At 69.7% G+C, this 13,546-nt stretch carries 11 protein-coding genes; 10 read left to right on the forward strand and 1 reads right to left on the reverse strand.

The genetic code is table 11. The features are described from left to right. Positions 1-11: 11 nt before the first annotated feature. The 10 genes from BM009_RS16785 to BM009_RS16830 all read left to right on the forward strand — a co-directional run bounded on the left by BM009_RS16785 (position 12) and on the right by BM009_RS16830 (position 11,956). Positions 12-503 carry a hypothetical protein gene (locus BM009_RS16785; RefSeq protein ID WP_139216664.1) on the forward strand — a complete coding sequence of 164 codons (492 nt, stop codon included), beginning with the start codon at positions 12-14 and terminating at the stop codon, positions 501-503. 61 nt (positions 504-564) lie between these two features. Next, positions 565-1,023 (forward strand): hypothetical protein, encoded by a 459-nt coding sequence (locus BM009_RS16790; RefSeq protein WP_175488089.1) that lies wholly within the window; start codon positions 565-567, stop codon positions 1,021-1,023. Between the two features lie 33 nt (positions 1,024-1,056). Continuing rightward, positions 1,057-1,860 (forward strand): type VI secretion system accessory protein TagJ, encoded by an 804-nt coding sequence (locus BM009_RS16795; RefSeq protein WP_254772331.1) that lies wholly within the window; start codon positions 1,057-1,059, stop codon positions 1,858-1,860. Continuing rightward, positions 1,857-2,387, forward strand: coding sequence for a type VI secretion system baseplate subunit TssE (tssE, locus tag BM009_RS16800; protein WP_093297964.1), 531 nt, complete (start codon positions 1,857-1,859; stop codon positions 2,385-2,387). Before BM009_RS16795 ends, tssE begins: the two co-directional genes overlap by 4 nt. After that, positions 2,387-4,252, forward strand: a complete 1,866-nt coding sequence (tssF, locus tag BM009_RS16805; RefSeq protein ID WP_093297966.1) for a type VI secretion system baseplate subunit TssF — start codon at positions 2,387-2,389, stop codon at positions 4,250-4,252. Before tssE ends, tssF begins: the two co-directional genes overlap by 1 nt. Beyond that, positions 4,216-5,259, forward strand: a complete 1,044-nt coding sequence (gene tssG / locus BM009_RS16810) for a type VI secretion system baseplate subunit TssG (protein WP_093297967.1) — start codon at positions 4,216-4,218, stop codon at positions 5,257-5,259. The genes tssF and tssG overlap by 37 nt, the downstream gene beginning before the upstream one ends. Then, positions 5,256-7,883, forward strand: coding sequence for a type VI secretion system ATPase TssH (gene tssH, locus BM009_RS16815; protein ID WP_093297969.1), 2,628 nt, complete (start codon positions 5,256-5,258; stop codon positions 7,881-7,883). Before tssG ends, tssH begins: the two co-directional genes overlap by 4 nt. An 11-nt stretch (positions 7,884-7,894) precedes the next feature. Then, the gene (locus BM009_RS16820) at positions 7,895-9,571 is read left to right on the forward strand and encodes a serine/threonine-protein kinase (RefSeq protein WP_175488090.1); all 1,677 of its coding nucleotides are present in this window, start codon (positions 7,895-7,897) and stop codon (positions 9,569-9,571) included. A 157-nt stretch (positions 9,572-9,728) separates the two neighbouring features. Further along, positions 9,729-11,297, forward strand: a complete 1,569-nt coding sequence (locus tag BM009_RS16825; RefSeq protein WP_093297972.1) for an aldehyde dehydrogenase (NADP(+)) — start codon at positions 9,729-9,731, stop codon at positions 11,295-11,297. A gap of 221 nt (positions 11,298-11,518) precedes the next feature. After that, on the forward strand, positions 11,519-11,956 hold the full coding sequence (locus tag BM009_RS16830) for a hypothetical protein (RefSeq protein ID WP_093297973.1): 438 nt from the start codon (positions 11,519-11,521) through the stop codon (positions 11,954-11,956). 162 nt (positions 11,957-12,118) lie between these two features. Here the strand turns inward: BM009_RS16830 and BM009_RS16835 are convergent, their stop codons facing one another. Further along, complete coding sequence (locus BM009_RS16835) at positions 12,119-13,495, reverse strand: glutamate--cysteine ligase (RefSeq protein ID WP_093297975.1); 1,377 nt, start codon at positions 13,493-13,495, stop codon at positions 12,119-12,121. Positions 13,496-13,546 lie beyond the last annotated feature (51 nt).

Raw genomic sequence — 13,546 nt, forward strand, 5'->3', positions numbered from 1 at the left:
CGACGCAGCCGATGGCGTTCTTGTATTCCGACGACATCAAGGCGCGGTTCCGTGCGCGCGGCTGGGTGTGGAGCTCGGGCAGCCTCTACTACAACGGGAACGGTACGGCGTCGCACCCGCATCTCCACATCTCGATCGACGGGCAACGGACCGTACGGCGGGGGAGCCCCGATCGGCCCGAAGGCGATATCCGCGCGGCGGTGACGATGATTGCCTATAGCGACGGCGGGCAGGGCCGGGGTGGCGGTGGAACCACCTATATGCGGCTCGGTACCCCGGTAATGGGGCCGCGTCCGGAAGGCGCCGGCCCGCCGCCTGCTCCCCTGGTGCTTGCGGGCTATACGGGGCCCTCGACGCTGCGGCTCGACCAGACGCCGGATATCGTCCGATCGCGCGATGCGCCGCCAGCCACCAACTACGCCGCACGCGCCACGCGCATCGCGGACCCGCGGATCAGGAGCGAGCTGGAATGGGTCATGGCCTATTTCCTGCCCGACGAATAGCGGCGCTGGAAACCTGGCATGTCGTCTAGACTTTCGCGGTAGGTACTTACGGAGACCAGTCATGCCTATTCGAACGGACCGGAAGGGAAATCGTTGTGATGTACCCGATTGGCCGGGCAATAGTTACAAGGCGCACGTGATCAATCGCGCGTATCGTAACGGCGACTTCGAATATGTTCGAGAGAAGAACGTTATCTTGTTCACGTGCTTCTGGTGCAAGAATAGCAACTTGGTATCGGCTGCGATCGAAGGCGATCATATCGTCACGCAGTCAGCGGGAAGAAGTAGCGACCCGGAGCTGCGGGGCCTGTTCGAAGAAGCGGAGCAGCAGGGTGACGGCATCGGATATCTGCAGCCGATTCACCCCGGCGCGCGCCTCTCCCGGCGGGTCGAAGGACCTTGGAACCTCGAAATCTCATGCTCCGAATGCAACGGCGGAACCCGGAACAAGCAAGGCCGAATGCTGCGCTCCGCCTATGCCCGCGACCGCGATGCGCAGGGCCCCAGGCCCGTGGATTGATCCTGGTTCGATGCGACGTCGAAAGGAAAGTCGATGATGGCCGCCACATATGAAGAGAGCATCAACGCGCAGCTTGCCGCTGGCGACCTTCAGGGAGCGTGCCGCGCGCTGATCGAAGCCGTGCGCCAGGCGCCGGGGGACCAACGGGTTAGGATGTTCCTGTGCCAGATCCTGTGCATCGAGGGGGCGTGGGAGCGCGCGCGAACGCATCTTCGCGCCCTGGCGCAGCTGTCGCCCGAGGCGCAGATGCTGTCGGTCGCCTATGGTCAGGCGATTGAGGCAGAGCCGCTGCGCGCGGCGGCGATGGCGGGCGAGGAACGCGCGCCGCTGCTCGTCCAGAGCGATAGCTGGGCGGAGGTCTTTGTCGATGCGCTCGCCGCAGTAGGCCCCGACGCAGGGTTGCTGCGTCAGCACGCCCTCGACGGGAGCCCGGATACGCCGGGCGAGGTCGACGGCCACCGCTTCGACTATCTGTTCGACGCGGACAGCCGCTTCGGGCCGATGTTCGAGGCGGTGGTGGCGGGCCGTTGGGGGCTGATTCCGTTCGCGGCGGTCGCGGAGATCACCAGCGAGGGGCCCGTCGACCTGCGCGATCTGGTATGGCTCCCCGTCGAGATCCGCCTGCAGGGCGGCGCGGGGATCGCCGCGTTGCTGCCGGTGCGCTATCCCGGCACCGAAACGCAGGAGGAAGGCGCCCTGCGGCTCGCCCGACGTACCGAATGGCGCGAGACGGGCGACGCCGTGCACGGCCTCGGCCAGCATCTCTGGACCACCAGCGACGGCACCGACATCGGCATCCTCGGCTTTCGCCGCATCCGCTTCGATCCCCGGTCATGACGCAGCGGATCAACCCGACGCTGTTCGACAAGCTGGTCGCCGATCTCGAGCTCGATGGCTTGCGCGACGAATCGGTCGAGGTGCGCGGGATGGATCGCACCTCGCTGCGCTTCTACACGGTGCCGCGCATCGAGCGGTTCAACGAGGCGGCGCTGCGCACGACGGTGCTGCGCGAGCTAAACTGGCTGCTCAACACCATCTCGCTCGCCTCGGCCGAGGATCTCTCGGCGGCGCCCGAAGTGGCGAGTTCGGTCCTCAACTACGGCCTTGCCGACCTGACCGGCAGCCTGCTCACCCGCCCGGGCGTGCAGTCCCGCGCGCGCGAGATGCGCGAGGCGGTTGCCCGCTTCGAGCCGCGGGTGGCGCGCGGCAGCCTCGAGGTCGCGGTCGATCCCGGTCGCACCCGCGCCAGCAGCGTCGGCTTCGTGATCCGCGGCGATCTGGTGAGTGCCGTCGCCGCGCTGCCGGTCGAGTTCCGCTCGGACGTCGAGATCGAAACCGGCGCGGTCGCCTTCCGGGAGCAGTGATGGATCCGCGCCTCCTCCACGCCTATAACGACGAGCTCGTCTATCTGCGCGAAACCGCGCGCGCGTTCGGCGAGGAGCACCCGACCGTCGCCGGCCGGCTGGGGCTCGACGCCTCGGGCGAAGTCGATCCGCATGTCGAGCGGCTGCTGGAAGGCGTGGCCTTCCTCGCGGCGCGCGTCCAGCTCAAGCTGCAGGACCAGTTCCCCGATTTTACCCAGCATCTGCTGCAGGTGGTGCAGCCGCATTATCTCGCGCCGACTCCGTCGATCTGCATCGCCGGGTTCGAGCCGCATGCCGGGGACGGGGCGCTGGCCGAAGGCGTCGCCGTGCCGCGCGGCACGCGGCTGCGGGCGCTCGCCGCCGATCGGGACAACTCCCCCGTCCAGTTCGTCACCGGCCATGCGGTGACGCTCTGGCCGCTGCGCGTGGTCGAGGCGGAATATCTGGGCTCGCGCGCGGCGGTCGCGCCGTTCCTCACCGCGGCGGGGACCGGGGAGACGATCGAAGCCGGCATCCGCCTGCGGCTGGGCACCACCGAGGGCATGCGCCTGGCCGATCTGCCGGTCGACGATCTGCCGCTCTATCTCGACGGTACCGGCAGCGTCCCGGGCGAGCTGTACCGCCAGCTGATCGGCGATGCGGTTGCCGTCGTCGCCCGCGCGCCGGAGTCCGGCGCGGCCGGTGGCGTGCGCCTGCCGGTGCCGGCGCAGCACGGCTTCGACGAGGACCACGCCCTGCTGCCGCACGACCGGCGCTCGCATCGCGGCTATCGGCTGCTCGGCGAATATTTCGCCTGCCCCGAGCGCTTCCTGTTCGCGCGGCTGGAAGGGCTCCGCGCCGCCTTTGCGGCCTGCGACGGCGAGACGTGCGACGTTGTCATCCTGTTGCGTCGTGCCGCGCCGGTGCTCGCCGGCGCGCTGTCCTCGGCCAATTTCCGGCTGTTCGCGGCGCCGGCGATCAACCTGTTCGAGAAGCAGCTCGATCGCGTGCCGCTGCGCGGGTTCGAGCATGAGCATCAGGTGATCGCCGATCGCACCCGCCCGCTCAACTACGAGGTCTGGCGGCTGCTCGACGTGAAGGCGCATGGCCGCGAGGCGGACGATGTCCAGCCGGTGCTGCCGCTGCACGATTTCTCCGGGCTGCTCTATGATTGGAGCGACGCGATCTTCTACGTGCCGCGGCTGCGCTACCGCCGGCTCTCGACGCGCGAGCAGCGTGCACGGCGCCGCAACGACTATACCGGCACCGAGACCTGGATCAGCCTCACCGCGCCCGGGCGGCCCGATCGGATCGAGGAGATCGGCGAGCTTTCGGTGCGGGCGCTCGTCACTAATCGCGAGCTGCCCGAGCTGGTGCGCGGCACCGGCGCAGCGCTATCGGCAGACGGTCTGCCGGTGCGCGCGATCACGATGCTGCGCGCGCCGACCCCGCCGCGGCCGCCGCTCGGCATCGGCGATGCAGCGTGGCGGGTAGTGAGCCATCTCACCCCCAATTACACCGGCTTCGCCAGCGATCCCGACGGCAGCCCCGACGTGCTGCGCAGCCACCTCGCGCTCTACGGCCGGGTCGACGATCCGGCGCTGCGGCGCCAGGTCGACGGCGTCTGCTCGGTCACCGCGCGCCCTGTCTCGCGCCGCGTGCCCGGCGAGGCGCAGCCCGGCTTCGTGCGCGGGCAGCAACTGCGCATCACGCTCAACGAAGCGGCGTTCGAGAATGGCCGCATGTTCGTCTTCGGTGCGGTGCTGGAGCGCTTCCTCAGCGAGTTCGCCGCGGTCAACAGCTTCACCGAAACGGTGTTCGAGACCCTCCAGCAAGGGAGGTTGGCGCAATGGCCCGCGCGCATCGGCCGCCGTCCGACCATCTGAGCTATTTCGCCCGCGCCGCGCAGCAGCTGCGCCGGCTGGGTCCGCTCGCGCTGCTGCGCGGGGCGGAGGCGCGTGCGCCGGGCCTGCCGCGGATCGGCGAGGCCAAGCTGCCCGCGCAGGACATCGCCACGCTCAAGCACACCCCGTCGCTGGCATTCCCTGCCGCGACACTCGACGACATCCGGATGGAAGACGGCCGCGCGACCGTCGCCGGGCAATGGCTGGGGCTCACCGGGCCGATGGGTCCGTTGCCGCTCCACCTGAGCGAGTTCGCCGCCTATGAGCAGCGCTATTCGCGCACCCAGCCCTATGGCGGCTTTCTCGACGTCCTTTCCGGGCGGATGCTGCAGCTTTTCTACCGCGCCTGGGCGTCGACCAGCCCGGCGGCGAGTGCCGATCGCCCGGCCGACGACCGCTTCGCCGATCGCATTGCCGCGCTCACCGGCGCGCAGGACGGCGGGCGCGCGGACAGCGCCTTCCCGCCGGCCGCGCGGCTGCGGCATGCCGCGCTGTTCGTCTCGCCGCGCAGCCCGGCGGGGCTGCAGGACGCGCTTGCCGATCTGCTCCGCGTGCCGGTGTGCATCCGGGAATTCGTGCCGCGGTGGCGCGAGGTCGAGCCCGAAGACGGCACGCGGCTCGGCGGGCGGTGCGCGGGGCTGGGGCAGGATGCGATGGCGGGCGGCCGGGTGCGGACCTGGCAGGATGCCTTCCGCGTCGAACTCACCATTCGCGATCCCCGCGAGCATGCCGCCTTCCTGCCCGGCGGGCAGCGCTATGCGCTGCTGGTCGCGGCACTCGATGCCTTCGCGCCGCCGCATCTCGAATGGGACGTCGAACTTGCGGTCGCGTCCGAGGCGATCCGCCCGGCGCGGCTGGGCGGTGGCGCACGGCTCGGCTGGAGCGGCTGGACCGGACACGCCGCGCCCGGCGGCATCCGCGCCGATGCCCGGCTCGGCCCCAGCGCCCGGCGGCTTGCCCGCACCCTTTCCAAGGAGACCATCACGTGACGGAGATCAGCCGGTCGGCGCTGTTCGGACGCCTAAACCCCACCGCCCTCAAGGCGATCGAGACCGCGACCGGCTTCTGCCGGATGCGCGGCAATCCTTATGTCGAGCTGGTCCACTGGCTGCACGTGCTGGTGCAGGATGCCGGCAACGATGTCGCCGCGATCCGCAGCGCCTTCGCGATTGACGATGCAAGGCTGGCGGGCGACCTTGCCGAGGCGCTGGACCGGCTGCCGCGCGGCGCCAGCGCGATCTCGGACTTCGCGCCGCAGATCGAGGAAACGATCGAGAAGGGCTGGCTGTTCGCCTCGCTGATGTTCGCCGCACCGCGCGTGCGCAGCGGGCACCTGCTGCTCGCCATGCTCAAGACGCCCACGTTGCGCGGGCTGCTTCACGCCACCTCGGCCGAATGGCGCAAGCTTTCCGCCGAGCGGCTGGGCGCCGACTTCGCCGACATCGTCCGCCATTCGACCGAGGCGGCGGGTGCCGAACCGGTGGTCGCTGCCGAGACGCCGGCCCCGGCCACGGGGGAAGGCGCACTGGCCCGCTATGCGGTCGACCTCACAGAGCGCGCCCGTGCCGGCGCGATCGACCGGATCGTCGGGCGCGATGCCGAGATCCGGCAGGCGATCGACATCCTGCTGCGCCGCCGCCAGAACAACCCGATCCTCACCGGCGAGGCGGGCGTGGGCAAGACCGCGATCGTTGAGGGGCTGGCGCGCCGCATCGCCGATGGCGACGTGCCGCCCGCGCTCGCCGAGGTGACCCTCCACGCGCTCGACATCGGGCTGCTCCAGGCCGGTGCCGGGGTGAAGGGCGAGTTCGAGAAAAGGCTGCGCGCGGTGATCGACGAGGTCGAGGCCTCGCCCAAGCCGATCATCCTGTTCATCGACGAGGCGCACACGCTGATCGGCGCGGGCGGCCAGGCCGGCACCGGCGACGCCGCCAACCTGCTCAAGCCAGCGCTCGCCCGCGGGCAGCTGCGGACGATCGCCGCGACCACCTGGGCCGAGTATCGCCAGTATTTCGAAAAGGACCCGGCGCTCACCCGGCGCTTCCAGCCGATCGCGGTCGGCGAGCCCGATACCGAGACGGCGATCGCGATGCTGCGCTCGGTCAAGCCGCTGATGGAGGAACATCACCGCGTGGTGGTGCTCGACGAAGCGGTTGCGGCGGCGGTGCGGCTGTCGCAGCGCTACATTCCGGCGCGGCAGCTGCCCGACAAAGCGGTGAGCCTGCTAGACACGGCCAGCGCCCGCGTCGCGGTCTCCCAGCATGCCACGCCTGCGCCCGTCGAGGATGCGCGCCGCCGCATCGAATTGCTCGAGGTCGAGCTGGGCATCGCCGAGCGCGAGGCCGCCGGGCGCTATGCCGATGCCGGGCGGATCGCACCGCTCGAACAGGCGCTAACAGAGGCCCGCGCGACCTTCGCCGCGCTCGAGCAGCAATGGGCGGGCGAGCGCAGGGCGGTCGCCGCCGTTGCCGAGGCGCGTGCTGCGTTGGCGGGCGGGGACGATGCCTCGCTCGATGCTGCGCTCGCCGCCGCCGATGCCGCGCGCGGCGACCGGGCGATGGTGCATGGCGAGGTGACCGAGGAGATGGTCGCCGCGGTGGTCGCCGATTGGACCGGCATCCCGGTCGGGCGGATGGTGCAGGACGAGCTCACCGCGGTCCTGGAGATGGAGACGCGGCTCCAGCGCCGCGTGATCGGGCAGGACCATGCGATGGCGGCGATCGCCCAGCGGCTGCGCACCAGCCGCGCGCGGCTCGACAATCCGGACAAGCCCGTCGGCGTCTTCCTGCTCTGCGGTCCCTCGGGCGTCGGCAAGACCGAGACCGCGCATGCGCTCGCCGAACTCCTCTATTCGGGCGACGACAGCCTGATCACGATCAACATGAGCGAGTTCCAGGAGTCGCACAGCGTCTCGACGCTGAAGGGCGCGCCCGCGGGCTATGTCGGCTATGGCCAGGGCGGGGTGCTCACCGAAGCGGTGCGGCGGCGGCCCTATTCGGTGGTGCTGCTCGACGAGATCGAGAAGGCGCATCCGGACGTCCACGAGATGTTCTTCCAAGTGTTCGACAAGGGCTATATGGAAGATGCCGAGGGCCGGTACATCGACTTCCGCAACACGCTGATCCTGCTCACCTCGAATGTCGGCACCGATCTGATCGCCAGCCTCTGCGAGGACGAGGAAACCGCGCCGGTGCCCGAGGCGCTCGCCGGGGCGCTGCGCCCGGCGCTGCTCCAGGTGTTCCCGCCGGCCTTGCTCGGCCGGTTGAGCGTGCTGCCCTATCTGCCGCTGTCGCCAGCGATGCTGCGGCAGATCGTCAGGCTCCAGCTCGATCGCATCGTCCGCCGGGTTGCGGAGCATCACGGCGCGATGCTGGTCGTGGCGCCGGCGACGATCGACTTGATCGTGTCGCGCTGCGAGGAAGTCGCCTCGGGCGGTCGCATGATCGACGCGATCCTCACCAACACGCTGCTCCCCGATCTCTCGCTGGGGCTGATCGAGCGGCAGATCGCGGGGGCGGCGGTGACGGCGATCCATGTCGGCGTCGATGGCGACGGCTTCACCTACCGTTTCGACGGCGCGGCGGCCGAAGCCCCCGCGCTGGCGGCCGAATGAGTAGCGAGGCGATGCCCGACAAAGACCAGCCCGGCGACGGCCGCACCGTCGTCGCGATCGAGCCCAGCGCGGGCGGCTCGCTGCCGGGCGGCGGCGGTGGCGCCCGTCGCGGTGCCAGCCTCGCGCCCGGGGACGTGCTCAACGGCATCTACCGGGTCGATCGCTTCATCGCGCGCGGCGGCATGGGCGAGGTGTTCGAGGGCATCAACGTCGAGAGCGATGAGCGCGTCGCGATCAAGGCGATCCGCAGCCACTTGGCGCAGGAAGACAAGATCATCGCGATGTTCCGCAAGGAAGCGCGTGTGCTCACCCAGATCGCGCATCCGGCGATCGTGCAGTACCGCGTGCTGGCCCGCGATCCGACGCTCGACCTCTACTATATCGTCACCGACTTCATCGACGGCGAGCCGCTGTCGACGCATCTCGGCGGCGTGCACCCCGCGGCGGCCGCGATCGCGACGCTGGCGCGGCGGCTCGCGGCGGGGCTGCAGGCCGCGCACGAGCACGGCGCCGTCCACCGCGACATGTCGCCGGACAATGTGCTGCTGCCCGGCGGCGCGATCGCGCGGGCGAAGATCATCGATTTCGGGATCGCCAAGAGCCTCGACATCGGCGGCGAGACCGTCGTCGGCGACGGCTTTGCCGGCAAGCTCGGCTATGTCGCGCCCGAGCAGTTCGGCGACTATGGTCGCGAGGTCGGCCCCTGGACCGACGTGTACAGCACCGCGCTGGTGCTGCTCGCCTTCGCGCGCGGCAAGGCGCCGGCGATGGGCAACACCCTGGCCGACGCCGTCGAGCGCCGCCGCCAGCTGCCCGACTGGGACGGGGTGCCGCCGACCCTGGTGCCGCTGTTCCGCAAGATGCTCGCGCCGAACCCCGCCGAGCGGATCCGCTCGATGGCGGAGGTGCTGGCGTTCCTCGACACGCTCGTGCTGCCGGAGGAGGATGCGGCCGGAGCCTCGCCCGTACCCGCCCCGGCGCCCGCTGCGCCGCCTGCACCGGAGACCGTGTTCGCGCCCGCCGTCGCGGTCGCCCAGAAGCGACCGGCCGCCGCTCCCAAACCCGCACCTGCGACGAAGCGGGGGCGGGGCAAGGCGACATGGGCACTCGCGGCGCTGCCGATCGCCGGGGGCGCATGGTGGCTGGTCGCCGCGCCCGCCTCGCATCCGCCCGCTGCCCCGCCGCCACCAAAGGCGGTGGCGCGCATCGCCACCCAGGCGCCTGCCGTTCCGCGTCCCGCGCCGGCGGGATCGCCAGGCCCCAGCGTGAAAACGGCGGCGCCTGCCACCGTGGTCGCTCCGCTGCCGGTGCCCACAGCGACGCCAACCCCGGCGCCGACCCCTGCCGCGCTCCCGGCCGCCAAGCCGTCGCCCGAGGCGCCACCGGCAGAGGCACTCGCGCGCAAGCCCGCCGAGGATGCGGAGGGCAAGCTCGTCGACCTGCAGAAGCTCGAACGCAGCCATCATTGGCAGAGCAGCGGGGTGGGCGCCTGCTATCGCTATACGGGCGACTGGAAGCTGATCGGCTATACCAGCAAGGCGGCCTGCGCGCTGACGGTGTTCTTCAACCAGTGCCAGGTGAAGAACGGCCTTTTCGACAAGACCGCGCTGCGCCGCAACGGCGCGCGGATCGAGGAACTGCGCGGGCGGCAGTGGCAAGCGCTCTATGCCGATCGCCGCTGCGGCTGAGCGCGCGCGATCGGCATAGAAGCTTACTCCGACATTTGACGCGTGCGCCACTCCGTGGTTGAACCGCGCCCGCGCGGCCCCTAAGTCGCGCATGCGGCCTGTTACCGCTAACGCCCAGTTTCAGAATCATCCTCGTCGATCGGAGAGAGAGCTCATCATGGCGCTGACCGGAGAATTGTTCATCGCATCGAAGCGCGTCGCCCGCGACGCCGGCTTCCGCGCCGTTGCCGCCGCCACCGGCAGCGAGATCGAACCCAGCTTCAGCACGGCGACGCTGGAAGATGTCGACGCCGCCTGCGCCGCCGCCGAGGCCGCGTTCCTGCCCTATTCGAGCCTGTCGCGCGAGGAGCGCGCCAAGTTCCTCGAAGCCATCGCCGAGGAAATCGAGGCGCTGGGCGACGAACTGATCGAGCGCGCGATGCAGGAAAGCGGCCTGCCCCAGGCCCGCCTCCAGGGCGAGCGCGGCCGCACCGCCGGCCAGCTGCGCCTGTTCGCCAAGGAACTGCGCCTGGGCGATTATCTCCGCGTCCGCATCGACCATGCGATCCCCGACCGCGCGCCGCTGCCCAAGCCGGAGCTGCGCCTGCGCATGGTGCCGCTGGGCCCAGTCGCGGTGTTCGGCGCATCGAACTTCCCGCTCGCCTTCTCGACCGCCGGCGGCGACACCGCCTCGGCGCTCGCCGCCGGCTGCCCGGTGGTGGTGAAGGGCCATCCGGCGCACCCGGGCACGGCCGAGCTGGTAGCCAGCGCGATCACCCGCGCGGCGGAGAAGACCGGCATGCCGGAAGGCGTGTTCTCGATGGTCGCCGGCACGGCGAACGAGCTGGGCAGCGCGCTGGTCAGCGATCCGCGGATCAAGGCGGTGGGCTTCACCGGCTCGCGCGGCGGTGGCCTGGCGCTGGTCCGCATCGCGCAGAGCCGCCCGGTGCCGATCCCCGTCTATGCCGAGATGAGCAGCATCAACCCCGTCTTCCTGCTGCCGGCGGCGCTGGAAGCCCGCGCCGAGGCGCTGGGCAAGGGCTATGTCGCCTCGGTGACGATGGGCGCGGGCCAGTTCTGCACCAACCCCGGCCTGGTGCTGGCGCTGGAAGGCCCGGCGCTGGAGCGTTTCCTTAGCGCCGCCAGCGAAGCGATGATGGGCGCGCCGGCGCAGGTGATGCTGACGCCGAACATCCACAAGGCCTATGAGAGCGGCGTCGCCAAGCTCTCGGGCGTTTCGACCGTCCAGCAGATCGCGCAGGGCGTCGAAGCGCAGGGCCCGACCTGTGGTCGCGGTGCGCTGTTCACGATGAAGGGTGCGGACTTCATCGCCGATCCGAGCCATGCCGAGGAAATCTTCGGCGCGACCTCGCTGCTGGTGCGCTGCGCCAGCGTCGAGGAGCTGAAGCAGGTGGTGTCGCTGATCGAGGGCCAGCTGACCACCACGCTGCACATGGACGACGCCGATATCGCCATCGCGCAGGAGCTGCTGCCGTCGCTGGAGCGCCTGGCCGGCCGCATCCTCGCCAATGGCTGGCCGACCGGCGTCGAAGTGACGGACGCGATGGTCCATGGGGGGCCGTTCCCGTCGACTTCGGACGGTCGCAGCACCTCGGTGGGCACGCTGGCGATCGACCGCTATCTGCGTCCGGTGTCGTACCAGGACCTGCCGGAAGCCTTGCTCCCGGCCGACGTGCGCGACGGTGCCGGCGTGCCGGCGCGCGTGGACGGCAAGCCGACCGTCTGACGGCTGTTCCTCTGAACTCCCCCTCCCGCAAGCGGGAGGGGGAGTGGGTGGTCACCGGCGCAATGCGGGTCACCCTACTGCGGCCGCATATTACCGTATTTTGCATCCAAGATGCCGCGGGCGCCGCTCACCACCCTCCATTCTTCTATAATCCTCATGAGTATAGTCGGCGATCTTGCCAGATCGGCGGGGCGGCTGTGCGATGAGCGAGGGGGATTTGGATGGTTGGTTCGGTGCGCAACGATATCGGTTCGTTCATCGCTACTGTCGGAGCCACGCGGGAGAAGCAGGCTGCAACGCCGGGGTTTCGCATCCCGGAAGACGCAAAGGTTATCCCGCTTTCTACCCTGAAGGCGACAACGCCACCGCAGTCGATCGTCGACGCAATGGCCACGTTTGGCAAGCTGGACGAACAGGCGCGCGCGTTCACGGGCATCGCCGACAACGATGTGTCGAAGGTATGGGGCAACATCGAAGTGGACGGCCGTGTCGTCGCACAGATCTACCAAAATGGTATCGTCGCGTCGGAGACGAAGTACCAGCTACCCGACCCGGATATCCAGGATCCTGCCGGGCGCGCTGCGTCGATCATCAAGGCCTATGGCGGCAAGCTCGTGCTGCGCAAGGACATCAAGAACCTGGTGCAGTTCCTCGGATAAAATTCGGCAGTCGAGGGCCGCTAGGCGTTATCCTTCCCCGCCAGGGGGAGGTGGCGCCGAAGGCGACGGAGGGGGAGGTTGGCGACCAATCCGCCGTCGCGCTCCTCCTCCTCCGTCAGGCTGCGCCTGACACCTCCCCCTGGCGGGGGAGATCAATGGCCCTTAGAACTTCGCCTCGCCATAGACCCGGGTGATGTCCCCCTGCCAGTCGCCATGGTAGCGATCGAGCAGCACCTGCGCGGGCACCTTGCCGGTGCGCACGATCTCGCGCAGCGGATCGAGGAAGCCGGATTCGTTGTCGCCCGAGCCGTTCAGCCGGGCGCGCGCCTTGAGCCCCGCGCCGGCGATCTCCAGCACCTCGCCAGCGATGTCCGCCAGCTTGCCGCCGCCGGGTAGGGGCGCATCCAGCGCCAGCTTGGGCACCGCGCTGCGCAGCGCCTCGCGGCCTTCCATCGACCAGCCCTTCACCAGATCCCACGCCGCATCCAGCGCCCCCTGGTCGTAGAGCAGGCCCACCCACAAGGCCGGCAGCGCGCAGATGCGGCCCCAGCGGCCGCCATCGGCGCCGCGCATTTCGAGGAACTGCTTCATCCGCACTTCGGGGAAGGCGGTGGAGAGATGGTCGGCCCAATCGTCGATCGTCGGCAGCTCGCCGGGCACCACCGACAGCTCGCCCTTGAGGAAGTCGCGGAAGCTGAGGCCCGCCGCGTTGATATATTTGCCGTCGCGGTAGACGAAGTACATCGGCACATCGAGCGCATAATCGGCATAGCGCTCATAGCCGAAGCCGTCCTCGAACACGAAGGGCAGCATACCGGTGCGCGCCGGATCGGTGTCCGACCAGATATGGCTGCGATAGGACAGGAAGCCGTTGGGCTTGCCCTCGGTGAAGGGCGAATTGGCGAACAAGGCGGTCGCGAGCGGCTGCAGCGCCAGGCCGACGCGGAACTTCTTCGCCATGTCGGCTTCGCTGGCATAGTCCAGGTTCACCTGGATCGTGCAGGTGCGCAGCATCATGTCGAGGCCCATCGTGCCGACGCGCGGCATATGGCGCAGCATGATCTCGTAGCGGCCCTTGGGCATGATCGGCAGCTCGGCGCGGGTCTTGTCCGGCCACATGCCCATGCCGAGGAAGCCGATGCCCAGCCGGTCGCCCACCGCCTTCACCTGCTTGAGGTGGCGGCCGGTTTCGGCGCAGGTGTCATGAAGGTTTTCCAGCGGCGCGCCCGAAAGCTCGAACTGGCCGGCGGGCTCCAGGCTGATCGCGCCGTCGGGGCCGGAGAGCGCGATGACATGCTCGCCCTCGTAGATCGGCTTCCAGCCGAATTCGGTGAGGCCGATCAGCAGCGCGTGGATGCCGCCGCGCTCTTCATAGCTCGGCGCGCGGTGGCTGCCGTCCATCCAGTAGACGAACTTTTCGTGCTCGGTGCCGATGCGCCAGCGCTCCGCCGGCTTCTCGCCCTTGGCGAAATATTCCACCAGCTGGGCGCGATCCTCGATGACCGCCGCGGTCTTGGTCGAAACGGTCTTGGTGCTCATTTTCGCGCCCTTAGCGATGCCGACGAAACCACGCCAGCGGATTTTTGTACC

Source organism: Sphingomonas sp. NFR04, from assembly GCF_900114095.1.
Lineage (GTDB): Bacteria > Pseudomonadota > Alphaproteobacteria > Sphingomonadales > Sphingomonadaceae > Sphingomonas.